This window comes from Vibrio sp. SBT000027 (assembly GCF_963894355.1).
Taxonomy (GTDB): Bacteria; Pseudomonadota; Gammaproteobacteria; order Enterobacterales; family Vibrionaceae; genus Vibrio; species Vibrio splendidus.
In genome coordinates this window covers 1,751,849-1,777,513 of record NZ_CAWQGD010000001.1, presented here as the reverse complement: position 1 = coordinate 1,777,513, position 25,665 = coordinate 1,751,849, and the positions used below count along the sequence as shown (strand labels likewise).

At 37.8% G+C, this 25,665-nt stretch carries 20 protein-coding genes and 2 pseudogenes; 18 read left to right on the top strand and 4 right to left on the bottom strand.

Annotation, left to right across the window (positions count from 1 at the left end; genetic code table 11):
• Window positions 1-515: 515 nt before the first annotated feature.
• Window positions 516-1,574 (bottom strand): annotated as a pseudogene (locus tag AACU28_RS24560) (recombinase family protein); the annotation flags it as partial.
• 763 nt (window positions 1,575-2,337) lie between these two features.
• On the opposite strand from AACU28_RS24560, the gene AACU28_RS07530 reads away from it, so the two are divergent.
• From AACU28_RS07530 to AACU28_RS07495, 8 genes are all read left to right on the top strand, one after another.
• Entirely contained in the window at window positions 2,338-2,916 is a 579-nt protein-coding gene (locus AACU28_RS07530; protein ID WP_147434302.1) for a hypothetical protein, read from the top strand.
• 114 nt (window positions 2,917-3,030) lie between these two features.
• Complete coding sequence (locus tag AACU28_RS07525) at window positions 3,031-3,237, top strand: hypothetical protein (RefSeq protein ID WP_050642957.1); 207 nt, start codon at window positions 3,031-3,033, stop codon at window positions 3,235-3,237.
• 133 nt (window positions 3,238-3,370) lie between these two features.
• Window positions 3,371-4,231 (top strand): hypothetical protein, encoded by an 861-nt coding sequence (locus AACU28_RS07520; RefSeq protein WP_121602689.1) that lies wholly within the window; start codon window positions 3,371-3,373, stop codon window positions 4,229-4,231.
• 441 nt (window positions 4,232-4,672) lie between these two features.
• Window positions 4,673-5,287, top strand: a complete 615-nt coding sequence (locus tag AACU28_RS07515; RefSeq protein ID WP_102388193.1) for a hypothetical protein — start codon at window positions 4,673-4,675, stop codon at window positions 5,285-5,287.
• A 294-nt stretch (window positions 5,288-5,581) separates the two neighbouring features.
• The gene (locus AACU28_RS07510; protein WP_183091180.1) at window positions 5,582-6,016 is read left to right on the top strand and encodes a hypothetical protein; all 435 of its coding nucleotides are present in this window, start codon (window positions 5,582-5,584) and stop codon (window positions 6,014-6,016) included.
• Between the two features lie 404 nt (window positions 6,017-6,420).
• Complete coding sequence (locus tag AACU28_RS07505; protein WP_050642953.1) at window positions 6,421-6,987, top strand: hypothetical protein; 567 nt, start codon at window positions 6,421-6,423, stop codon at window positions 6,985-6,987.
• A complete protein-coding gene (locus AACU28_RS07500; RefSeq protein WP_050642952.1) occupies window positions 6,987-7,820 on the top strand; it encodes a hypothetical protein in 834 nt (277 codons plus the stop codon). The genes AACU28_RS07505 and AACU28_RS07500 overlap by 1 nt, the downstream gene beginning before the upstream one ends.
• Before the next feature lie 186 nt (window positions 7,821-8,006).
• Complete coding sequence (locus AACU28_RS07495) at window positions 8,007-8,933, top strand: hypothetical protein (RefSeq protein WP_102388195.1); 927 nt, start codon at window positions 8,007-8,009, stop codon at window positions 8,931-8,933.
• An 842-nt stretch (window positions 8,934-9,775) separates the two neighbouring features.
• Here AACU28_RS07495 and AACU28_RS07490 read toward each other — a convergent pair.
• A pseudogene (locus AACU28_RS07490) lies at window positions 9,776-10,134 on the bottom strand (IS110 family transposase); the annotation flags it as partial.
• Window positions 10,135-10,243: 109 nt separating this feature from the next.
• Here AACU28_RS07490 and AACU28_RS07485 point away from each other — a divergent pair.
• The 9 genes from AACU28_RS07485 (at window position 10,244) to AACU28_RS07445 (ending at window position 21,302) form a co-directional block, all read left to right on the top strand.
• The gene (locus AACU28_RS07485) at window positions 10,244-11,167 is read left to right on the top strand and encodes a DUF2971 domain-containing protein (protein ID WP_050642949.1); all 924 of its coding nucleotides are present in this window, start codon (window positions 10,244-10,246) and stop codon (window positions 11,165-11,167) included.
• 185 nt (window positions 11,168-11,352) lie between these two features.
• Window positions 11,353-11,973 carry a hypothetical protein gene (locus tag AACU28_RS07480; protein ID WP_050642948.1) on the top strand — a complete coding sequence of 207 codons (621 nt, stop codon included), beginning with the start codon at window positions 11,353-11,355 and terminating at the stop codon, window positions 11,971-11,973.
• Window positions 11,974-12,344: 371 nt separating this feature from the next.
• On the top strand, window positions 12,345-13,088 hold the full coding sequence (locus AACU28_RS07475; RefSeq protein ID WP_050642947.1) for a hypothetical protein: 744 nt from the start codon (window positions 12,345-12,347) through the stop codon (window positions 13,086-13,088).
• A 385-nt stretch (window positions 13,089-13,473) separates the two neighbouring features.
• On the top strand, window positions 13,474-13,695 hold the full coding sequence (locus AACU28_RS07470) for a hypothetical protein (protein ID WP_050642946.1): 222 nt from the start codon (window positions 13,474-13,476) through the stop codon (window positions 13,693-13,695).
• A gap of 370 nt (window positions 13,696-14,065) precedes the next feature.
• Window positions 14,066-15,256: a hypothetical protein gene (locus AACU28_RS07465; protein WP_050642945.1), complete on the top strand. Its 1,191-nt coding sequence runs from the start codon at window positions 14,066-14,068 to the stop codon at window positions 15,254-15,256.
• On the top strand, window positions 15,256-17,061 hold the full coding sequence (locus AACU28_RS07460; protein ID WP_050642944.1) for an ATP-binding protein: 1,806 nt from the start codon (window positions 15,256-15,258) through the stop codon (window positions 17,059-17,061). The genes AACU28_RS07465 and AACU28_RS07460 overlap by 1 nt, the downstream gene beginning before the upstream one ends.
• A 333-nt stretch (window positions 17,062-17,394) precedes the next feature.
• Window positions 17,395-17,964 carry an SLATT domain-containing protein gene (locus AACU28_RS07455; RefSeq protein ID WP_050642943.1) on the top strand — a complete coding sequence of 190 codons (570 nt, stop codon included), beginning with the start codon at window positions 17,395-17,397 and terminating at the stop codon, window positions 17,962-17,964.
• A 151-nt stretch (window positions 17,965-18,115) separates the two neighbouring features.
• Entirely contained in the window at window positions 18,116-19,003 is an 888-nt protein-coding gene (locus AACU28_RS07450) for a bacteriophage abortive infection AbiH family protein (protein WP_050642942.1), read from the top strand.
• 1,234 nt (window positions 19,004-20,237) lie between these two features.
• Entirely contained in the window at window positions 20,238-21,302 is a 1,065-nt protein-coding gene (locus AACU28_RS07445; RefSeq protein WP_050642940.1) for a hypothetical protein, read from the top strand.
• Window positions 21,303-21,861: 559 nt separating this feature from the next.
• Here the strand turns inward: AACU28_RS07445 and AACU28_RS07440 are convergent.
• A complete protein-coding gene (locus tag AACU28_RS07440) occupies window positions 21,862-23,445 on the bottom strand; it encodes a sulfatase-like hydrolase/transferase (protein WP_259462633.1) in 1,584 nt (527 codons plus the stop codon).
• Between AACU28_RS07440 and AACU28_RS07435 the strand changes: the two genes are divergently transcribed.
• Window positions 23,345-24,199 (top strand): glycerophosphodiester phosphodiesterase family protein, encoded by an 855-nt coding sequence (locus AACU28_RS07435; protein WP_054542481.1) that lies wholly within the window; start codon window positions 23,345-23,347, stop codon window positions 24,197-24,199. The genes AACU28_RS07440 and AACU28_RS07435 overlap by 101 nt on opposite strands.
• 98 nt (window positions 24,200-24,297) lie before the next feature.
• Here the strand turns inward: AACU28_RS07435 and AACU28_RS07430 are convergent, their stop codons facing one another.
• On the bottom strand, window positions 24,298-25,632 hold the full coding sequence (locus tag AACU28_RS07430; protein WP_121602686.1) for an MATE family efflux transporter: 1,335 nt from the start codon (window positions 25,630-25,632) through the stop codon (window positions 24,298-24,300).
• Window positions 25,633-25,665 lie beyond the last annotated feature (33 nt).

Here is a 25,665-nt window from a genome sequence, read left to right as displayed (position 1 = left end):
GGAACTGAGAAATCGGTTCCCGTTTTTGTTTTTGATACGCAATTAAGAAGTACGATTTTCTTTCCTCGTATCCTCAATTTCTTTTTTTCGTTCCATTCCACCTTAATATCAGTGATTAGGCTCTTAAGTAACCAATTCGCGTTACTATCAGTTGATTCTCTTAAGCACTTACTTAGCTTAGTACAAAATAACTGAGCTTGAGCCTCTCCGAATTTCATTATTGGGAGCTCTTTTGAATTTTTAGAAAGCTTCACGACTGCATTTTTCACTTCTAGAACTTCTTTTTCCTGTTTCTTGATAAAATCGGAAACTGATGAAAACTGCACTTCAGTGGGTTCGTTGTAGAATTTTTGTATAAACTTATGTAATTTGTCTTCCTCAATCTTGAGCTTACGAGTAAGCCTTGTGAGCTCATTTGCATCTTTCGCAAAACACTCTGAATACCTTTTTCTCAAGTCCTTACTAATACCCATAATGTTCTTTGGCGTGAATACCTCAGCAAATATCTTATCTAACACAATACATTCAATTTTGTCTTTTGGAATCGGTTTAAAGCCACATAGGCTTTTACCCTTTCTAATTTTTTTGCCACAATCGTAGTATTTGTAACTCCCAGATTTTCCAGTCATCATAACCAGTTTTGAACCACATTTTGGACACTTTAAAATTCCTGAAAGAAGGTATTTAGTGTTCCATGCTGCGAGCTCCCGGTTCTTAAGCTCTCTTTGTTTCAAACCCTTCTTGACTGTGTTAAATAGCTCCTCATCGATTATAGGAGGAACTGGGACTACAATTGGCTCTTTCTCTTCATACTTTGAGGTTTTTCCATATATATATTGGCCTATGTAAATAGGATTATTTAAAAGCTTCCCAATTGCGTTTTTATTCCAAAGTTTCATTCGGTTGGTTATTTTTAGTTCATTGAGCTTGTTTGCGATTTTCTTGACCCCCATTGGCTGATTCGAAATATCCCCCTTTGCCCAATGGAATATCTGTTTCACGTACTCAGCTTCACTATCATCGACAACTAACTTTTTTCTCTGTTTATCATTAGTCTTTCCAGCATTGATGGATTTATATCCGAACGGTACTGTTCCTCCTGTGAAGAAGCCTTTTCTTGCAGTATCGTAGAGGCGGTCTGTCACTGTCTTGCCGTTTAGTGCACTCTGATGTTCGTTCACGGAGCCTAAGATATTGAATAGTAAAGTGGTCGTTGAGTCCCAATCTATCAGATTATCTGCTATTGATTTCAGCTCCACATCAAATCGTTTAAATATGCCGATCAATCTTACCTGCTCTTCTACTCTTCTTGTCAGTCTTGATAGGTTGTAAACCACAACTGCATCAATTACTTTTTCATGCTGATTCTCACTCTGTATAAATTGGAGCATCCCCTCAAAACTAGGCCTTCTTTTTCCACTATAGGCACTGTAACCTGCATCTTCGTAGTAGTTTACAATTTCATACCCCTGTTCTTTGCACCACTTATCTATATGGTACTTTTGTCCATCCAGTGAGTCTCCTTTTTCTACTTGTGATTCTGAGGAAACTCTAATATAAGCGACGCATTTCATTTCTTAGCTCCCTTTTTGATTTTAGGAAATTGTGAAATAGAGTGGACAAAGATTTTATTAAATTCTCGTTCCTCTAAACATAGAATGATGTTTTTTAACTTAGACTCTAGATCTTTAGATAATTTTAATTTTACGTTTAGGTTATTGCTCATAGTTCTTATCCTATATGCTATCGAACGGTACGAATACAAGAACAAAGTTAGCACACTAATAATTATTATGTATTTACATGTTTACTTGTAGATATAAGTATCAAGTAACTTAGGCGGTGTAAAATATCACTCACCCTCTCAATTCATAAACTTAAAAAAAATCAATCGGTTTTTTAGGTATATACATTGTTTTTTTATGAAAAAAAGATATTAAAAAAACATGAAAAACTTAATTTAAAAAAACTAACTTTACCATTAGGAATTGATAATAAATTTTATTTTGTTATCGAGCGCGCTGAAGTCTTATAATTTTTATACGAATAAAACAAAAGTAAACAGGGTGTATTTTCTGTAACTCAGTGATTAAATTAAAATAAAATCATATATCTTAAAAAACTAAAAAAAACACCCATCATATTTTTTTAGGTTAATTATCGAAAGTAAACAAGTAGGCAAGGATTTTTCCGGAATATCTACTATAAATCAAACACTTGCAAGCGATCGGACTTAGGGTTAGGATTGTTGACTTCACAGGTGGAATGTATCTTTAATAATCGTTTTGGAAGGTAAGTGTGGGAAATGAATTGCCCCATTTTGGGGGCGTCGATAGTATGGAAAAAGAAATTGATGTTGAATCAGTTCTGTTAAAATCAAAGAATGATAAGAGGTGCTTTGAAAGTAAAATAGAATTTTTGATGGATTGCTTTGATTTGAAATCAATTGAAGAGATTAACTTTTGGAATGCTATTCAGTCGACTGAGTTTGAAAGAATTGAAGATGAATTATTAAGGGATAATTCTTCAAAATGTATTCCTGACATCAATAGTCGATATTATGCTCTTGAAAGTAAAATTTATATTAGACCGAAACTTGAGATAGATAAGGTAACAAATGAGCGTTGGCTCTTTAAATTAGTGCCTGACTATAAACTATCCTCTCTTATGAGTCGCTGGGAAAGAGATAACGAAAATAAAACACTAGAGATAAGACAACCATCACAACAAGTAGAAACAAACATGTTAATAGATTTTTATAGGAATGAACTAAAAGAGGTGGTTTATATAATTAATGGAGCTGTTGAACTTTTAAAATGGTTACATTGTTGGGGTGGCAAAGCCTTCATACTTGAAGACCTATTCGAAGATGAAACTTTCCACTTATTGTTTGGCAGTTTCGAATGTGAGAAGTAGGACTTAAGCGTATTTGACTCAACTCTCATACTGAGCCCTAATTTAGGTTGGGGCTTTCTTTTTACTTTTTAGTAACCAAACACCCTCATATTAAATTAAAAATTAGGTAGTTAGATGAAAAAAACACCACCAAACCTAAAAGCATTTAGATTCAACGGAATTCCATTTCTAGTAGTTGACCCGAGTACGCTACCTGTTGATGAGTTGGCGGCATTAGATAGATACATGCGTGGTAAAACCGTCAGCCATCCCATCTATATCTACATACAGGATTGGGATGAGTTTTGCGGTGCTGTTGAGCGAGGTGATATCACTATTTAATATAACCAAGTTTTGATTGTCAGTTAACAATCTGATTGGATTACATTTACTAATTAATGTTAATACCAACCATCTTTAAGGTAGTTTGGTAACAAATGACTGGCGAGATAGTTATCGATGAAGTGAGGTAGGTATGTTTAGAGCGGCTAGATTTGAGAACGTTACTCAGACGCTCCAACATTATGCAGATGAGCTTGATGTTGCGATCACAAGAGCACTTGCAATTTTTGCTGGCATTGAACAATACAGAGCAAATAGGGACGGGACATTTTTATATGTGCCTAACAATGGTAGTTCTACAACAACCATTACCCCTGAGCAATTTAAGGATGCATTCCTTGAGAGCATGGGTGCTATCACAATTTATGAATACGAGAAGCCGAAGGGCAGAACCCTTAAACTTAACGACGTTTGGTTAGATGACCCAATTGGTAGTGCCGGAATCGATATATTAGATGTGAACGTTTTGACGGAAAAACAGAGATCGGAAGTTATGGCTATCTTCTCACCGTTCATTGGTGTCATTTACCCCCAACATGTAGCTAAAGTCTATTCAAAGAGTGATATTTCGAAAATCTATAAACAGATCACTAGGACAAAGCTTGGTAGAGACGAAATGGCATCAAGAAAGTATCGTTCGCTGTCACTTGGTGAGTCATGGTCGCTCAGTAAGCCACAAGAGACCATCTGGACATATCTAACTCTTGAACTTCGAAAGTGGGCACTCAGTGATGGCTACGATTATTTTTGCTATGTGAACAAACACGAAAAGGATGGTTCAATGTGCTATGTAGCGTTATCTGATAACACATTCGGAAAGCCAATTGCGAGGTACCGATTTGATCACGAGCGTTATAGCGACCTACCAGCAAGTACATTAATCACGCGAACAAAAGAGTTGGCATTAAAGGGGGGATCTAGTGTTCAAATTGATGATTTCATCTGGTGCGGGCAACACCCTTCTGACTATTGGGCTAAAGAGTCCTGTTGGTAGGGTAACTTCGACTCTGGTAAATGGTTGCGACACTAGAAGTGATCCGAGAAGGCATAGCGCTCTATGGAGCGTAGCTCGGGATCATCCAACAATGGTTTAAAGTGCAAATCGGCCTGAAGTACTTGTGCCCAACTTTGTTCTAACTCTTTGAGTGATCTGCACCGTTAATGCTGGACTCAAAATTAAGTGATTTTCCATAATTTTAGTTATTCATATTTTGTTAACCTGAGTTTGCCCTAGTCAAACTATACGGTTGAGCTGATAAATTAGTATTTCTGTTATTAGGCGACGACTTGTAATCTAGGCCCCCTTCATATGGCATAACTTATTGATTATCAGTTGAGCCAATATAAAAAAGTCTGCATTATTTAGAAATGAAAGACGACAGTTTGTCGGCTAATAAGGGGGAATGTGTTTTGGCGGGTATAGGAGCTTGAAAAAATGACAAGAAAAGAAACTCGTTTGAAGCGAAAGAAAATGGCCCGAGTACACCTAAGAAGCAAACAAGCGAGATTAGCAAGGCTAAGGTCTAGGTTGATTCCACGAGTTCGACATATTGATGACTTTAACAAAGAAACGTTTGAAAGTTATTACGCACGCTGGCATAAGTCTTTAAAAAACATACCTGTGTGCGTGGTTGAACAATGGGCTTATGAGCATAATAATGAGTTTATTGAATATTGGTCAAAGTTGTTGCCTCGTAAGTGGAAGTTTCATTTAAAAGACTTAACAACAGAGCAAGTTATGAGTATTCAAATGCTTGAGCGAAATCGTAAAAATTACGAAAACGCAGGGCTTCTCTGTATTGAACAAGCATACGCTCGAACTAGGCTTTCAAACTACATGTTTGAAAATTTCACATTTCCCAGATCTATCATCGTTTTTGGGAAGAATGAAGATTTGATTCATCCAAGGAGTTACGGGGAGGTTGCTTTTGACCATGATTTTCACCTTGCAGAGGGACACACACGGCTAGGTATGTTCAGAGCTATGTATTCAAGAAGTTTGAATTTCATTGAAAAGCATGATGTTTGGGTCATCGAAACAAACACATAACAAGGCGCTTAAGTCTCTAATACTGTAGTACAAGCGGTAAGAGGTGCGACTACGGCAGCTTCTATGCTTACACCAACTGAGCAAATCTGCTCAAAATGTGATTTGGTTGCTGCTTGTTTAGCCGCTGGCATTGCGTTCTAGGCGTTAAAGTAATGTATAGAAGCGTTTAAGATAGATTCTCAATGCTCGGCATTATCATTTTATTTTAGTGCTTACAGCACAATAGGTTAGTGGTAATATTGCTCATTACTTAACGCGGCTACATGGTGTTCATTAGTGAATTCAAAGTGAGGCATGATGACAAAAGAGTATGAGATGTTCAACCAGCATCAACAAGACGTTAGGGCTCGGGCTGACTCACTAGGTAAAGCTGTATTTGTTCTTTCCGGTGGGGCTTTAACTGTATCAATTGGTATATTTCTCAAAAGTGACCGCTTACCTTTAACTGATAGTGCTTTAATAGTGATAAGGTATTCATGGTGGTTGTTATTTGCCGCGATAGTGTTTGGCGTAGTTATGCTAGCAACTATTATTGTTCGAGATTATCGGTTTGGTGAGCGTTGGCGTAAGGTTTTAGACAAAGTCCCAAATATTGATGCATCTGGTAAACCAGCGAAATTAGAAGTACTTATTGTGGTTTTAGGTGTGCTTGGAATTATTGCGTTCATATTAGGCATGTTTGGGCTGGCATTTGTAGCAACCGAAACGGTAATGGGGTTCCACGCCTAACAAGGGTTAAAGATTTCAAGGTACTTTTTCTAATCTGGCGAAAGTCGTATAGAGCGATAAAATTAACACGCTTTTGTCCTACTAAAATTGTCCATTTTTATATCACTATTAGCTGTTAACCCCCGTGATGTATGACGGTAGTAAATTCGACTAACTAGCAACAAACTGCTCACCTCAGCTTACGAAGTTGGTGCATTACACTTGGCAAATAACAACAAAGTTAAATCACGCAACAAAAACCGCATGACACATCTAATTAGTTTGAAAATTCACTTCATTGCATATGAATGTTGAGGTATTATCCGCTCGAACAGTAGGGCTATAAGCACGTGAAAATTGTAGGAAATGTATCATAACCACCTTATACTGTGTTTATATACAGATAACACCTAAGGGAGTTACTTATGTCTAACATATTCAAATTTTGGCTTACGATGTGTTCTCTGGTCTTAACTCTTACTGTTTATTTGGTCAAAGAAAACATTCTTGTAAATTCAATAGCTAAATACATACCTTGGGAAAATCTAAGCTCTTTTGTTGAATTTTTACCTAAGTTTGTATCATTTTTATGCTATTTCTTGGTCGTCATATTGTTTACTTGGATAGGCTTGTTACTTACTCGTTTTTTAGGTGACGAGAATATTCCCTCAACTGATGTTAAATCGATTGAGCCAGCTAACGATACGTTCTTACCGAGTTATCTTGGATATTTCTTTGTTGCGCTTAGCATCAGTGACTTTGATACATTCATCTATGTTTTTGGTTTGATATTTATCTTTGTTTTCTTTTCAAAAATATCTTACTTCAACCCAATATTTCTGCTGTTCAAGTTAAAATTCTTTTACGTGACTAATGGCTCCGGAACCAAAATTGTTCTTATCACTAGAAAGGATCTTAAAGAACCGAATGATGTGGTTTTCGATCAACTCAAACGTATTAACAACTATACATTTATTTCTAGGGAGAAATAATGACACACCTTCTTGCATATACTGGCCCTAGGCTCGGAGGTTTACACAAAATCCTATCTACTGATAGTACCGTGTTTGAAGTTCCGAATCTGGAATCCACTTTCGAATATTCACCTTCGACAACTTTAGATGTTGGCGAGTGGTTTGTAATTGAAAACTTCACGGATTGCGATTACAAGAATGATTTTGTAAGTAAATCGATCCCTATCAATACAACTTCATTGAATCAACTCCCTGTAGATAAGTATGCAAAGATTACTTACTTATGTAGTGAACAAGGACAATATAAGTTGTTTCAAAAGTTTGTTTCGTCTCAATTTATAAACAAACGTTGGTTTGAAATCGACGAACCTAGCTTGAAAACTGACTCTAAGATCATTTCATTTTCTGATTCTCCTGACGCTGTTTTCTGCTCTATAGAAAACAAGCTCTATTTTAGAGATATTGCTAAAGCTAAAGCGATATTTAAGGGTATAGAAGCATTGTATAGGGAGGCTACCACTGAAGAAGTAGAATCCTTCCTACAAAAAGACTTTATTGACGTTGCACCAGAATACAACGCAGATTCAGTTAAGGTGCCTAACCGGAAGCGTATCGCTCTTATAATGGATCAAATAAGTGAGTATACAACGGAAGATAAAACGGCGCTTTTTAGCTATATCAACACGTATATTCCTACGATGGAAGCCGTTGACGGTAAGCTCAGGATTTCTTCAGAAGAAGACTTAAAACACGTACTTTTTGGAATTGACGAACGCTATTACACAACTGACCGCAGCCGTACACAACGTATTGCGAACTCTATTGTAGATCTATCAACCACACAAAACTAAAGCATGAGAGGGTTATTATCATAACCCTCTCATTTACCAAGACTTCATTAGAAAATCACTTCTAACATGCTTAACTCTCTTCTGGTTGATTAGCTCCCACCATACAAAACACACCTTACATCAACATTACACATATTTAGCGGTGGTAATATCGATAAAATAGTATGTTGGCAATATAGGAACAGTATGGAACAGCGTGTACATAGAATTGTATTTGGCTACTACTCAGAAACTTGGTTGTATCAGGTAAACACTAAAGAACAACTTAAACCAATGTCTTTAGCGGTTACTCCAGAAGAGTTTTCACAAGAGATGAGACGTAAAGTTTACTGCCCTGAATGTGCTACCCCTCTGACTAGGACGCCTGCTGATAGTAGTATCTCAACAAATAGTATTACCGCACATTTTAGGCACGGTAGTTCAAAAAGATATCCGGAAAGCAAAAACTGTAACTTACGTATTAAGACTCCTGATGGTCTTAAATACGTTAATGAAGAAGATGTCAAAAAGGCTATCGAGGCAAAAAATCTCATAGTTGTAAGTGGTTGGAAGCAAGAACCGCCAACTCTAGATGATGACCTGCGGGAAGATGGTGAGTATACCAAAACTGCAATTGAGGACGAATTAGGACCTGAAACATTAGTCCCAATTGGAAGGCACAATGGACAAGAGTATTCGGCTCCTTCTCATATTTCAACTGTAATGGCTTTATGTAAGGACTTTCCCAGCAATCTTAATAAAGGGTTCTATTTCCCAAACTCACAATACCCAATGCTACTGTCTGACCAATTGTATCCAACTAGAAAGATTTCCGATGATCTTCCTAGTAAAGAAACCTTATTTTTTGGAGTTATTTCAGAGTACCGTCGCCTCAGCTTTCGTCACGTTGTAGAAGTTCGTTCTGGTGACTATACATTTAAGCTGTATACAAAGCCTGAATACAATGAAAGAAAAAATCTAGATGCGACTTCTGTAGGCCGATACATATTGTTTTCAACTAAGCCTTATTGGGAGTCTAAACAAAGTATTGTTGCAGCGAAGCTCTATCATTGGGGGGCCTATAGTGTTTTACCTCGAAAGTACGATTCTTTAATTAGACAGTTGGAAGCTTAACAATTTCTCAAAGGGTCAGTATATAGTCTATATACCTATAAATTTTTAGATGTTGAGAATCAGAAGGAAAATTAAATGGTGCATTCAGTAACACATATCACGTGTAAATTTTGTTTTAACAATTATTACGGGGTCTTAAATGACCTTTTCCAAGTAGGGCAAGAATACGCCACGACATGTCCTAAATGTAGTCAACAGAACTTCATTCGCAATCATGAAGTCCCTACAGGTACATTAAATGGACAAATCCCTGAAAATTCAGTCATGGTTATGCATGTAAAGGTTCTTTGATAAAAACAACAACCAGTTAAACCCGATTTACAACCATGTTATCGTATTAAGTAAGTCGAACTCAGTGAGTCCGGCTTATTTCTCCTTGATATGATAAAAAGGAGGACTGGTTAATCCAACAAGGCGTTTCTCGTTCCAGTCGCAGCCACTTTATTAATAAGAGTTATATCCTGTTATCTATTAATGGTTAAACTTTTAGTACACTCCATAAAAATCATACTATTGTAGTTCTACTTATTTATGTTAGCTATGGCTCTAGCTAAGTTAAGTAGATATGTAGAAGCCTTAACCTTTTGCCATTCTCATAAGTTTTTACACTCGGGCTGTATCGGATTTCTACCATCCCAACCCGTGACGGTTCTTACAGTTTTAAAGCACAGTTCAACAGGAGATCCAATCGCTTAGTACAACGAGTTCTGTTGTGACGAAGTGCGATCCCATAGGCGGTGCTCATTAGATCGCGGAATGCTTCTTCTATTTGCATTCGCGTGGCGTACGGGTTGGTAATTTGTACTTTATTTAAGATATGTCTAGGGGTATTGGTCGCGAGTAACCACGGCTTGTTGTTCTTCACTTTTGATAGAGACAAATCGCGTTTGGATCTAGATATCGCTTCACAGATAGCCTCCGCGTTTTTGGCATCGTTCTTGTCATTTTGTCGATATGGAAAAACGAATTTGGACGCCATAATTTTCGGGTTATGACCGAGTTTCAATAGCTCTCTCGCCCAGTGGAGTACTCCAGAGCACGCCTCCATACCGATGAGGCTGGGCGGCAACTTAGCAAATGTGTCTAAGAGTTTGTTTCTTTTGACAGTTTTGTGTAGGACGCACTTGCCATATGCATCAACGCCGTGAATACTGAACACATTCTTGGTGAGGTCAACGGCAATAGTTTGAATGGTGGACATAGTAACCTCTAGTTCTTCAGCGTGTATTAAGTAAGTATGACGCGCAGAGTCTCAGGTAGAGGTAGTCCATATCATTCGTTAGGGCTATTCGTAGTAATAAAGGTAAATTATGTCTCGAAAATTATATAAATATGTTGGTCCAGATATCCTAGATATTGCATTTAGTGAGTCTGATTATTGTGGCTTTAAGTTTTCATATCCGAAAGATTACAATGATCCATATGAGCTATTTCTAACCATTGATTACGAAGATAACTCAGATGTAGTTGCGTTTTATAATGAGATCGTTCAAGAAATTCCGCAGTATCCAACTACATGTTTTTCTAAATCACCAATAGTTACTCCTATGTGGGCTCATTACGCGCATAACTCTAAGGGTTTTATTATCGAAGTTGATGAGGCGAAATTAGAGTCATCTGTTGAAGGTGTAAGAATTGATGATGTTGTGTATCAAGACACCCCACGCGAAGAACTTAAAGGAACATTACAAACGGCAATGTTCCGTGGCAAACCTAGAGATATAATGTTTTTGCGTAATGGCGTTTGTAATGCAGCTTACTTTACTAAAAAGGAATGCTGGAGTTACGAGTTAGAGCGTCGAGTTGTTGTTTCAGATAGTGATATAAAAGATGTTGCTGGAAATATGATTCTACATATACCTATTGACTGCATCACTGCAATAATCGCAGGGCCACGAACTAAACCTGAATTCCTTGTCAAAGGGGAAGAGTGGAGTAATGAGGTCGACGCTGATTTCTTCCTCGCGAAAGTGGGGAAAAGTGTTTCAGAGCCATATTTCTTAAACCTTCAAAATGAAACATTCTGTTTCGATGGTGCCTCAATAATTCAATCGGTGTCAGCATGTGCAAATTGTTATGAGCCGACAGAGCAGTTCCGAGAGGAGTGCTCATGGTGTTCTATTAGCGAGGATCAAGAGCATATTGCAGCTGCTAATAATCCTCTGAGGGCCTTAGCTGATATAGGTGCTTTAGATTCATATGTTGATCGTTTTAATGCTGTTGGGCGTAAATAGCCCTAACAAAGCCATCAATGTGACCACCAACGCTTGGCATTCTAAGTTTGAATTGGCTGTGCTGTTTCCGGTGGTCCATTATACGTTACTGGCGTATTATGGCGAGGGTTAGGCGTATAGGAGACTTTACGATATCAATCATAAGGTTATAATACCGTTCCAATCCATAAAACGTTAACAATCACATGGCAGAAAATTTAGCTCCTAACAATTCAGTAAGTGACATACCCGAGAGGAAGATTTCAGATAATCCAGTTTTACTTGCAATTGGGGGGTTGGGATCTATAGCTTCGATAGTCGGTTTACTTGCCCCACTCCGTTTATTTGACTTGTTTAAAGAGAGCATCTCTATTCAGTTTGGAGCGGTAGTTCTAGTGGCGTCAGTGTTCCTAAGTATTCTATACCTTGTTCTGTTGCAAAGTAATAAAGCTCACCATGAATACTATGCCAATCTTGAAAAGAAAGTTAACGATCTGAAAAATGAAAATAAAGTGTTAGTGGAAAGTAATGACGATCTCTCCAAATACCCTAAAATGCTAAAGGCAGAATCGGACAAAGTTTTAGTTTTAACTAGTAGAAATAAAGAACTTAATAACAAGCTGGAAGACTATGAAAGCCTAGAGTGTGTAATACTAGGTATTTTAAAATCAGGAAAGCCATATAGTTTCAGAGCGCTGCGACACGAGATAGATGATAGTTTCAGCGACCAGTATATTCAAATTGCCTTGAGTGGTTTAGGCGACAAAATAACTGCTACAAATCCTAAGAGTTCATCGTCAGAGTACATAATCAACAACGCCAGATAAACCGTTTAAGTGTTAAACATATTTCCCCTAATCTGAGAGAAGTGTTTTAAAGCAACAGACCTAACTCATTTTTGTCCAGAGGCTTCATAGACCTGAAGTTTTACTCATGGCACTTTTCTAAAAGGTGCCAGCTAGCTCAGATCTGCCCCAAAGTTTGTCTGCCCCCACGAAATCACCGCCCCGTAAGTATTACATTAGCCCCAATTAATCTAATCCATACTTTGGGAAACTTTCCGTATAAGAGCCCGAAACTCTTTGTCGATTCACACAATAGGCTGATACGTGTTGAGTGTAGTAGCGAATGGTAGCAACATGGCCAGAGTGAAAACGGAACAGCTCTGTAGATAAAGCATTAAATTTTAAAGGTAATTATGGGAAATAAAATCATTCAAATAAATTTATCTAATGATGAGTCACTATGGCGATATATGGATATTGCAAAATACTTATCGCTCTTAAGCAGCAAATCGCTCTGGTTAGCTAGACCTGATACATTTAAAGACCAGAGAGAAGGTAGCTTCCCTGAGTCAATGAAAAATGAACTTGATATAATCTATGCTGCATTGTCTAAACGGCCTGATTTTACGGGTAATCACCTAGTGAATAACACTGAAGAGTTTCAGAGTTATTTGAAGCTAAATACATTCATTAGCTGCTGGCACAGATCAATCGAAGAAAGCATGATTATGTGGGAAATTTATGGTAGAGAAAGCAACTCTATAGCGATCAAAACTAAAGTAGATAGATTAAAAAGCTCATTTGACAAAGATGAAACATATAGAAATTTTGCAATAGAGATTGCGCTTGATAGCGTAACTTACACTAACTCAACAAGCACTCAATCAGAACAGAGCTATAGGCAACCCTATTTTATAAAAAGAGAGCACTTTGCGTTTGAAAGAGAAGCCAGACTTTATATCCGATCCAAAGAGCAATATTCAAGTAACAACTCCCCAAGCGGATATCCATTACAAGTTGATTTGAGCACACTTATTGAATGCGTATATGTTCACCCCGACGCTGATGATTGGTTCCTAAGTGCAGTAGATAGTGCAACTCATAAATACCTACCAGAAGTAGCTGTAAAAAGAGGTACTTGTGGTAATACACGTTAATGTAGTGGATGACTGGTTCTGGCCTGCCGATTAGAGGTTTTGCTATATCTCAGATAATCCGTTAAGTGTTAATTTAGTAAAATCTTTAAGATGCCTTTGTCAAGAGGCTTACTGTAGCTGAATTTTTACCCTTGGCATTTTCTAGTTCGAAGATGCCCCATTATGGGCTAGAATTTTTACTCATTCACACCCTGTTCATGGACTTCGCAATACTAAAGGTTATCCATTCTTCTCATGCTGTTCGCTGTGAACCCCGAGATGTAATACGGGGTGAAAGTCTTAAATTTTGACAGTGTTCATGAATACCAATGTTACTCAACTAATCACCTATAAGGTGATGTACACTAACTGCTCAATAACAAATATCATCAACGGAATCAGTAAAATGAATCAATTATTACCAAACGTAGTAGAAATTAAAACAATAGAAAACGGTCGAAACAATGAAGTAAACACTCATCTTGAGCTGGGGTGGAAACTACTTAATATAGCAAACCTTGAAAAATATGAACTCAACTATATTACTGGAGATGATGAAAAAGTCAGCTATGAGTCTTTTACTCTTGGTTGGATTAGCGGGAACGGTGAAGTTGTTCACCCAAACTAAATGTATTTGATGTTAGTTTACCACTTGTACAGTTTGAGCTTATTGATTGGAACATTTGTTCGACAAAATTAGTGCCTCAAGGAGACAGAGGCACTATGTGGAACTTACTATTGCCAAATAGGAGCTGATGCAGAGTCGTAGAACTCAATCTGAATTTTCTAGTATTAGCCATTGTCTCTTTATTTGCTTCAGATTTTTCATTACCAAAGATACTGATAAACACTTTATCAACGCCACTTTCTACCTCGAAAGTGCCCTATTACGTGTTACGGCAGGTCTATGTACCATTTCTACACAATGCTCTTTGACTGAATTTATCTAATACATTTACTATGAAACAATACGTTTATCAGCTTAGTAGCAAATTTAAATGGCACACATATCTCTAAACGAAATCTACCAACACAAACTAAATTTTCTTATCGGTTCAGGAGCATCGAGTGGACTATTTCCTACTTTATGGCTCCCTATTAAAGATCATGATAACCCAGAGAAAGAAGAAACAATTGAAACGCTCGCAACTAAGCTAGTTAAGCATGGGGAAAAGTATAAGCATCATCATGCTTTACTGTTCATGTACTACTACAAGAATATTATCGAGCCAGTGTGTAAGTTTCAGCTAAGTGAAGTAACTAAAATACATAAAGATTGCAAAGTTGAAGAGTGCGAAACATGTAAAAAAGACGAGCGCAGAATAGAGGCAATCAAAAATTATGAGATCTTCATTGACTCTATTGTAAGGCTCCTACAGCAAAAGAACGACTTTCAAAGGCGTTGTAACCTTTTCACCACGAACTATGATGGTTGTGTTCCATTAGTAGCTGACAAACTGATTAAAGAAGGCAATCTTGAATTCTGCATCAATGACGGTTCAAGTGGCTTTTTCGAAAAAACTCTATCAGCACGCAACTTCAATAATTACGTGTGTCAATCAGGTGTGTTTGGGCGAAACTCATCTGATATTCCACAAATCAATTTCATCAATCTGCATGGTTCAGCTTATTGGCGAAAAGCAGACGACATCACTATCAAAGTAGATTACAACACCCTTGATACTGCGGTAGTAATTCCAGAAGATGCACGTGACAGCCTTGCACAGTTAAGTGCTGTTCTTAATGATGAAACCAAAACAACGAAAGATCTACTAAACCTTAACGTTGAACTTAAAGAAGAAGATAGATCTGCATTTTGGGGTTCTTACGACAGGCTTCCTATCGTAAACCCTACCAAGTGGAAGTTTCATGAAACTGTCTTTGAGGAGCATTATTATCAAATGCTTCGTTTACTCAGCTATAGCTTAGAAGAGCAAAACTCAGTTTTAATTAGCTTTGCTTTTTCGTTCGCTGACGAGCACATCCGCAACTTGATTAAACGTTCATTATCTAACTACAAACTACAAGTATTCATTTGCTGCTTTGACAAAAAAGAGCATGAAACTATGAATGGCTATTTTAGTGGTTACAAAAACGTCACACTAATAAAGTATGACGATGAAAGATTAGATTTCACTATGTTTAACGAAGAAGTATTCAATGCTGACTTACTTAGGGATATTGAGTAATGAGTATTAACGTCGGTGAAGTCATTGCGGTTCGTGGCACTCAAGTCACTCTGCGCATCTATGATGAATCAAGCTTAGAAACTATGTTTCACGATGGGAAGAAGTACAAGGGCGTTTCGATACGTGAATATATTGGTATTAAGCGTGGCTTTTGTCTCATTGTGTGTATCGTTGAAGGTGAATATCTGGATGAGAAGCGATTTGAACTAGAAGACAACAAAATTCAATATATCCGCAAGGTAGAGGCCAAGCCCATCGGATACTTTGAGCAGAGTAAATTTAAAGATGGCATTAAATTAATGCCGATGATCAAAGACAAAGCTTACCTGCTCAACGAGAGCCAAGTGGTCAGCGTTTTTAGTCAGGGAACAGATGGAACATTCAATATTGGAAAAATGTTGAAAGAGGAACTACCTGTATCACTTCCTTGGAACAAGGTTTTTAATAGCCATGTTGGTATCTTCGGCAACACTGGTAGTGGTAAGTCCAACACGCTTACTAGGCTGTATGCTGAACTATTCTCAAATTTTGAAGAAAAGTTGAAAGGTAAAAGTCAGTTTCTCTTGATTGATTTCAATGGTGAGTATACTGGTAACCAACTTATCCAGAATCCTGAAAACAAGAAGTCATTCAACTTAAGCACTGGTAAAAAAACTGGTGATAATTTGCCATTGTCAAGCGCTCAGATTTGGAATACGGAAATCTTAGCTCTGTTATTTCAAGCAACGGCGAACACGCAAACGCCATTCCTCAATCGTGTCCTTGAGAAAAGAAAAGCTCAGCAAGGAGATGCCGATAAATTTAAAGACCATGTAATTGGGACGTTCTATACGTGTCTAGTGAACTTGGCGAACAATAAAGAGTGTTTGATTCAACTTAAAGTGATTGCAGAGCATCTAAAACATACTCAACTCATTGATAAATTATCAAAGTTTGATTGGTTCGATAAAGATGTAAACAAAGCTCAGTATGTAATTAAATCGGCACCGTATTGGGAGTTTTTTGGTTCAAGAGAGGGGTTTGATAAGAATCTTAGGCCGATTTTAGATAGGTTAGATACGACCAAAATCGACGCTTTTGATGAGTTGATTGTACGGATAAATGTTCAAATACTCAGAGACCTTTCGTATGAAAAGATACAACTTGAGCATATCCAGCCTCTTCTACGAAGAGTTGAAAGTGCAGTAAATGACTTGCGAAAAATATTTAACGTAAAAGAACATGTCGGTGACGACTTCAAGCTTTTGAACGTGGTGTCATTAAGAGGTTGTAACCAATCAACGAAGAAAATTGTGCCTTTGCTATTAGCGAAAATGTTCTATCAGGAACACAGAGATAATGTTGGTACTTCTGTTAAAAATACGCTGCATTTCATTATTGATGAAGCGCATAATATTTTGTCTCAACAGTCAAATCGCGAGCATGAAAGCTGGAAAGATTACAGGTTAGAGATGTTCGAAGAGATCATCAAAGAGGGACGTAAGTTTGGTATGTTTCTGACATTATCAAGTCAGAGACCTGCAGACATATCACCAACGATAATGTCTCAGCTTCACAATTTCTTTATCCATAGACTTGTGAATGACAAGGATTTGTTCCTGATAGACAACACAATCAGTACTTTAGATCGAATGTCTAAAAGCTTGATACCAAACCTATCCAAAGGAGCATGTGTTGTAACTGGCACGGCGTTCGATTTGCCAATTGTCATGCAGGTTGATTACATCGAGAACAAAGAAAGCCGCCCCGATAGTGATGATGTTGATCTTGCCGTATTGTGGGGAGTTGTTGATAAAGAAGAATAATACAGTTAAGTCATCGCTTATGAGCCCAAAAGAGAGACACTATGAGGTGCTCTTCTTTTTTCTCAGGGGTCTCGTAATCTAATCCGGTTGGGTTTTAACCTATGAAATTTTCGGCCTCAAAATTGTCCTAAACTATTTCGGTACAGAGACTAGCCAGAAACTAGGAAGAAATCCTCCCTAGTTGCCTAAATCATCTTTCTCATTGAGTTTTAGGTTAAAGCCCATTCATAGTGAATTGCATGAGTTCATTTGTGTGGTTTTATGATGATATCCATATAAAAAATATTGAATATCCAATAAAATGATTTTTTTGGATTCAAACTTTAGACAGTAATGGCAAAAACTAACTTCAATGATCATGACTTTGTAGTACCTGAGTTTATCTGCGTACTTAATTCTTGGCTAAACCGTTGTAGAGAGGCTCGTGATGGTCACTACAAAAGAGCGGAGACCCTCTTTGACCGTGCACAGTTTCTGGGGTATGTGCTCATATACTCAACTGTTTTTGTCACAGTGTTCTCGTTTTTTTCACTCAATACTCCAGAAGTACTTTTTTGGGGTATCACTAAGCAACATATAGTGGTGCTAGTTGGTTGCATCGCGGCAGTTATTTCTGGATTAGTTACGCAAGCTAGATACGGTGAGAGAGCTGAAATTCATCGGTCATCAGGTGCTCGTTACGCAAATCTAGCGCGGACAATAGAAGCTCTTCAGATAAAAATTAATACAGGGCTGATCGATAAGAGTGATATTGAGGACCAGTCTAGTTCGATCATTTTAGAGTGGAATAATTTGTCAGAGGATTCATTATTAACGCCACACAATGAAAGTAAGTCGAAGCTAATGTTTCACGGGTTGTTTGCATTCATTTTTGCTGTGATATTTTTTGTTGTAGCCGTTTAATTCTAACTTTAAACCGCTGTTCAAATTTTTAAATACCCGACAATTCACACTAGATCTGTTAAGAAAAATCTATTGATAACTTAACTTTTAGCTCAAGCCCCCTTTAATTGAGCGCTTACTTTTAATACCTATTTAGTGATGGAGAATTTTGATGACAACTTTAGTTATCATCGGTAATGGTTTTGATATTTGGAATCGTTTACCCACTAGTTATTGGGATTTTTACGACCAATATAACCGTAGTTTGGAAGAGCATACTCAGTACTTTGATGACTTCTGCTGCGAAGATGCTGAATGGAGTAACTTTGAAGAATCTTTAGGTTCTTTTAATCAAGGTAGCTTTCACGATAATGCTGCTTTGCAGCCATCGTTAGAAGAGATGGCTGACAACCATGCTCTTCTCTATGAATTCGAGGATGAGATAACAAACAAGAGAGAAGAGTTAGTTGGTGACATAACGAAAGCATTTAACGCGTGGATTAGTGCAGTTGATGTTAATTCAGCAACAAAATTAATTGAACTACGAAGTGATTTTAAATTCTTAAGTTTCAACTATACAACAACATTACAAGACGTATACGGGATACCTGATGAAAACATCTTGCATATACATGGAAGAGTACGCAGCAATATAATTTTTGGTCATGGCCGAGGAGTTGCGTCACCTAGTATTGATTTAGAACCCGACGAACCATGGTTTGAAGAATCTCAGAGAGGTTTGTCTTCAGTATCTGAAGTCTTTCATAAACCAGTTGACGAAATCTTAGAGCATAATAGATGTCAACTAGAGGGTTATGGTGATGTAACGGATATCGTAGTGATCGGTCATTCTATCAACGATATCGATATACCGTACTTTCAATGCATTTTAAATGCTTACCCTGATGCAGAATGGAAAAATTATAATTACGAGAATTGGGATGAAGGAATCGACGCAGTTTCAAATACCCACATAAACTTGATAGAGGCAGGGGTTCCCGAGGAAAAACTGACATCAAGCTCTTCTGAACTACTTAGCACAATTTATCCTGCTCCTTAATGCAGGTACAATGGCAGTAGTCATGCTGTTTGTGAATGATTGATTTATTTATCAATCACTTATAATCTATCGACGTAACTAAGTCTCTAGGTTTCGTGAAAATTATTAAGTACCTACAGACTCAAGTAACGAAGATTTATTCACTGCCTCAGATCGAGTTTAGTTGTGTAAACCACGAGTCCCAATATAGACCTCTCCAAATGTTTCTATGCCAGTAGCAGAGCAACTCACATGAACAATTTCGGTGTTTATGTTAAACTCAACTAAGATGCTAACAGGTGAGTAGAGTTGGGTATGGCGGACTTATATAGCAAATCTGCTGAACTGATGAAGTCAATAAAAGATCGACGAAATCAAATTGAATTCCAGCCATTATCGACTGATTACAATTATCAATTCGACCAAACTGGTGCCGACTCATTCACTATCAGCCAACGATACCTGCGGTTAGCAAACTCAGAAAATGGAGTAGTGAGCTGCCAAGGCTTTTACTATAACGGAGGTTGCTACACATACGACCCTCCGCAGTTCCATGACCTCAGGCAAGCTCTCGTTAAGCAAGGGTACATTTCTCTAAGCACATCAGAACAACTCGCTTATGACGTTGTTATAGTGCCATTTTTATTAAATGGCAGGCGGTTAAATGTTGGCGATAAGTTTAAGTCTGCCGTCTGGCATGCCAATTGATCTGCTCCATAAAAACTGAATGCTAGACTAAACGACTGTCCCATACATTTAGTAATTCGTGAAGTACTAATCTAGAAAAACACTGACACGTTAATGTCCTGAATCTTCATTGTCTGAATTTTTACCCGTGGCGTTTTTTGGTTATAAAGAAACCAAAATGTTTTGGTGCGCATGTCTGTGTACAATTGAGTTCATATAAACCCCTAACAGTTTAACTGTTGCCTGATTAAAGTGAAAGATCCAGTCGTCGCAGGATATCCAACAACTCATACATCCTCTCAAAATGTGCTGAGGCGAGATTGAACTTGATTTTAGCTTTTTCAGTTGGAGTTATTTCTCTTCGTACATAGGGCTCTCACCATATGGTTAAATTAGATACTCCAATGCAGGACCGAGGAAAAAATTGATGCATACCTTGTCAAGAAGGCATAAAGTGTTCGACTTAATATATTTAATGAAGAAGTAATTGGGGTTTTCGATTAAGTCCAAAAGTTAGTGCTTTTTCTTGGAGCTTAAAATTAGTTTATATAAGGAATCTTAACGGTTTATGGCGATGACTTTGAGAAAGCGTGATGAAAAACTAGTTGAACTAGGTGATTTAATTAACGAAGACCCTAGAGCCACTCTTATTCAATTACGTAGTTTTGCTGAAGAGGCAACGAAATGCCTATATGAAATATATGACTTACGAACACCTCTGAGAGGAGGCTTTCTTGAGCTACTTACACAGAATTCGTTTATTGATAAAACTGAAGCGCAACTGCGTGATCAGCTTCACTTTCTGCGTATAGAAGGGAACCGCGTTATACACGGTGATTGTAGGGCCAGCCATATGACGGCTTTAGCGGCTTTACGAACTGCCTATTCTCTATCACAATACATAGCCATTTGTGATGGAAAAATTTCGGTACCTAAAAAAGAACTGTATTCAAATGCACCAATTCTAGACCAACGAGATACTGTTAATAGGATAGGTGAGAAGAACGTTAATATATTATTCAATATCTTGGAGTCGAGTCGTGACTTAAATAGTATCTTCACCAAACTACCAGTTTCATTGATTCTCGATGACAAAAAATTGTACAGAGCCTCAGAACTTGCCAATCTAGAGTTAGCTCAGGAGTTGGGTAGTATTACATTCAAATCAGATTCCCAGTATATTCATGATTTACGATCATTGCACCATACAGAGTATCAGTCCGAGTTAGAGGAACTTGGAGTAGTTTCTTCTCTTGTGTTGAGTACTACACTAATCGCTTTATATGAACTTGAATCAGTTACAAATGAGCTAAATTTGCCTTCTTATCAAGAAGGCGAGAGCGGGGTTATTTGGGCGCTTAAAGAAGCGAGAGAAGGCAGTATCTATACTGAGTTTGTAGCTTATGCAGTGCAGACTGTCGGTGATGAAAGCATTAAAATACTAATTGAAAATGGCATTTACGATGCGGTAAAAATGGGCATTGGAGCTGCATTCGTATCCTTACCTAAATTGGTATTTAAAACACTCAAAGAAAGGTCAAAACAAGATCAAGGAAAGAACGTTAGAGCAAACGGTCCATATCCGTATTCTTACGAAGAAAGCTATGAAGTATCAAATAAATGGAAGTATTAACTTGTGTTCCAGTAAAAGTGAGCTTTGGGGCTGCTGTAAGCATTGTAATTGATATCGAGGAACTTTTTGGCCCCTAGATTGCCCCATCTTTATCCGCTTGAGTGTATGTATGCTTCTTTTTCACAAGTGCGTAACACCAGTCAGAAGCATACATATTTTAAATTTGGACTAGAAGGTTGGATTGTGTGATTTTTAAATTTTTTGTTTTAAATCAATTTATTAACACCAAGAATTCCCAGTTCCCGTTACCATCCCATTCGCCCCACCACCATTGAAAAGCCCGCTGAGAAATCAGCGGGCTTTTTTCTTATCTGTTTCAAATCATTATGTATCATCCAAATATTTACACACGCACTTAATTCACCCACGGATACTGTCAGAGTTTCCTAAATCATCTCATTAGGCTGTTTGCTAACAAGGTTAATGAAGTTCTTGAATAAGTAAAATTGAGCTGATATCTGCCTACACAGTGTTAAATAAGGGATAACTTGATGTGCGGAGAAGGTTACTTACTAAGTAAACTTTATGCTATTCAGAATCTTCTGTATCAGTTGTTCGCTTAGTCGATTTTTCTTACCTTAAACTCACTCGTTAACACTGAGTCATACTCCTTTCCTATGTACTCGGTATTGAAGATACTTTTATGTTGCTCTGTCTGTTCTGAATCTATTCCTATCCATTGCGCAAATGTGTCTGAAAAGTCTCTCAAATTATATTTGACCGAATGTGTTTTTGTTTCTTGAGTATCGTCACTCATTGTTACAAACGGCACTTCTACTGCCTGCCTTGAAAAGTGTGATCCAGTGCCGTGAATCAAATATGGGGGGGCATTTACAGACGTTAGGCCATGGTCAGAAAAATAAATGATTTTATATGTTTTATCATGCATTGTGAGTAGATCTCTAAGCTTTTCTATAAAAGCAACGCCATAAGCCACTGATTTTGAATAGCATACTAGGTACTTGTTATCTGAGGGTTTTAGTGAAACTTCCCCATCAAATCTCTTACAAAAGTCATAGTGTGACCCCATAGTATGAATGAAAATGACTTTCGGTTTTTTAGTTTCTTCACGAATCGCCTTGATCACTTCTGGTAGGAGAATGTTATCGGGTTCAGCTTTATCATAAGACGTATTCTTATAATATTGGTAATGTGCCCTACTCGCGATTGCGGATACCTGTGTCTCGTATTGCCCGATCTTAGCTTGATTTGATATCCAATAAGTTTTCATTCCAGCATCATTAGCAAGATCTATCACATTTAAGTTTTTATCATGCCTGTTTACATCTAGGCTCTTTGATAATATTCGAGGGACTGAGAAATATGTAACAACGGATGGGGAAATAACACCATTAAATATGGCTGCTCCTTTTATCTTTCCATTCTCTTCGTTATACGATGGGAAGTGATTTTTAATAACAGATTCACCAATATTTACGATGTAAATATCCTTTAATACATTATTTGTATGAACATTCTCCCATTTTGAAGAGATTACTGATTTTCCCCCTTCGAGAAGAGACAGTTCATAATATAAAGAAATAGGTTTAATAACTGTAATTAACCCTAAAAAACTAAACCACACTTCATGATGGATTGTTTTTGAGTATTCTTCATTGAGGTATGTCGTCTTTTTATTATCATGTAAGCTATAAGATTTGGTGATTAATATGCTGGAAAATAATATCAACATAATTAATGAAAATGGCTTACCAACCTTTCCTAAGGTAATGTGAAATGATAAAAAAAGTAGAATGGAAAATATAATAATCTTTACATATGTTATGACGCTAATGCTTTTTATATGTTCAAGAGCTTCACCTCGATTAGACTCTAAAACCGACCCTAAGACACCTAAGTCTAAGCTTAGAGAGTTTAATCTTAAGTAGAAATCAAAAGTCATTATTACCGTGAGAAGAAGAAATACAAATCTATTACCGACAAATGCTATTATAGTTGCTATACATAACATGTTTAAACTCAATATTGACAGGGTAAACCACACATTATCATCAGCCCCAGTTCTCAACAGGTAAAATGTCATGATACTTAAAGGAATCAGAGTCTTAATATCAATATTTTGTCTAGTTCTCATATGTTTTTGGGTAGCTTTTGTTATCGGCCCTTCGATGAGTGTAGTCATTGATGTATGGAGAGGCAATGTAAAGGCATACCCAAATGAACATAATAACATACCTAATATTATCGGTAATTCTGGTGGTTTGATCGCACATGCCGGTGGGGGAATCAACGGATTAAAATATACAAACTCGTTAGAAGCGATGGAGCAATCAATTGAACATGGATTTAAGATGGTAGAGTTAGATCTACTTATCTCATCGGATGGAAGAATTGTTGCTGTTCATGATTGGAAGACTTTTCACGAAATGACAAATTCTAATAATACTGGGTCTATTAGTTCTAAAGAATTTGAATCAAAGATAATTTATGATAAATATAAAACATTAAATATATCTACAGCTATTGATATTCTAGATAAAAATGACGTGGTGTTAGTTACGGATAAAATAAAAAATCTCGTCTTGCTTTCAAAATATATAATAGATAAAGATAAATCTATTATCGAAGTATTCAGTATAGATAAATATAATGAAGCAATAGATTTAGGTTTTAATAATGTCGCATTAAATATAGATCTAAATACACCATTTATTCTTGATTGGATTGATTTAAATAAAATTAAGGCTGTGACGTATCGGGGTGATAACCTTGGCTCGCTTGGGAGTGAGTATAAGAAGGCGATAGAACTAAGCAACATGGGGGTTTCTTCCATGATCTATTCGACAAATGATTTAGACTTGGATGGTATTAAAGCTTCTGGAATCGGAAATTTTGCGTTATATGTCGACTTTGTTCTTCCATCAGATGAACTATAAGATTGTAGCTTATCTAAAAAGCAGAGCTCAATCGCTCTGCTTTGATGTCGAATTAAATGTTCTTTAGAGATTGCTTGGTTGATGAGCTCCCGAATTGCCTATTTGGCTAGCTTAGCCTCGACTTGCCCAAGTGCTCGTTGGTACATAAACCATGCACAGGTACCGGCAAGTACATTGCCTACCATTGCGCCCCAGAACAAGCCTTCAATACCAGCAAGTAGCGAACCTACCCACAAGCAAGGCAAGAAGAAGGCGAATAGACGCAACGCTGAAATTGTCAAGGCGGTGTAAGACTTGCCCAGAGCGTTCGAGACAGAAACCATCAGCATACAGATTCCCAATGGCCCTAAGCTAATAGGCACGATCAGTAGGTGATAGTTTAAAATCGTTGAGACTTCACTTTCACTGGTCATTAGGTTTGCTAGTCCGCCTGAAAACAGCCAAGTCACTAGCGCTATCACCAACTGGAAACCCAATACGAACATTACTGCAATCTTAACGAGCTTACGTATGTTTTCGAGGTTGTTCTCTCCCAACATTCGGCCAATCATCGGAGGCATCGACATCGTTAGCGCTAGAACAGCGACAATCGAGAAGAATTCAAAACGCGAACCCAGCGCCCAAGCTGCAACGGCAGCGGTACCATAGCCAGCAAGCAGCTTAGTGGCGAACATTGATGAAACAGGTGGCAGTAGTTGACTGATCATCGCAGGCCCCATGATGTTTCCAATAGAGCGAACACTTTTGCCGATATCAAGATCGTGCCAGTCGAATGTCATCCAATGCTTCTTCGTCACCTTAGGAGCAACGATAAAGATACCCGCACCAAACGCTAAGATGGTCGCAATGGCGGCTCCATTGATGCCCATGTCGAGAGTAAAGATGAAAATCGGGTCCAATATCAAGTTGATGATACTGGTCGCGATCATCATTGAACCGGGCAGCATAGTATTACCGTTGGCACGACATACACTGTAGAAGAAGTAGAGAAGCGCCCCTGTCCAAGAGCTGACTAGCCAATAGATCCAGTAAGAATCAATGATTGGTAATACCGTCGGTGGCGCATCCAATAATTGTAAAATTGGCCCACGCAGCAGATAGATGATGACGGAGAAAAGCGCGACACTCACACTGCCCATCGCAATCACTAATCCACCAAGCTGCTTAGCGTAGCGCGTTTCATTAGCGCCAATGGCTCTCGCGATCACAGCTGTTGTCGCAATCCCTAGCCCGACCTGAATGCCGATTATGATCATCTGAATTGGCAGTGTGAAACCTTGAACTGCGAGCGGTAGCACGCCCAGTTGGCCAATAAAAGCACTGTCTACAAGCTGGAAGCTCATTAGGGAAAGTACCCCAAATAGCATTGGCCATGTCATTGTATAGAGTTGTCGGCCAAGAGAAGGCGAGGGAGTTGCGGTAGTAGAATTCATAACACTCTTATCGGTCTTGAAGTTAGGCTTGTT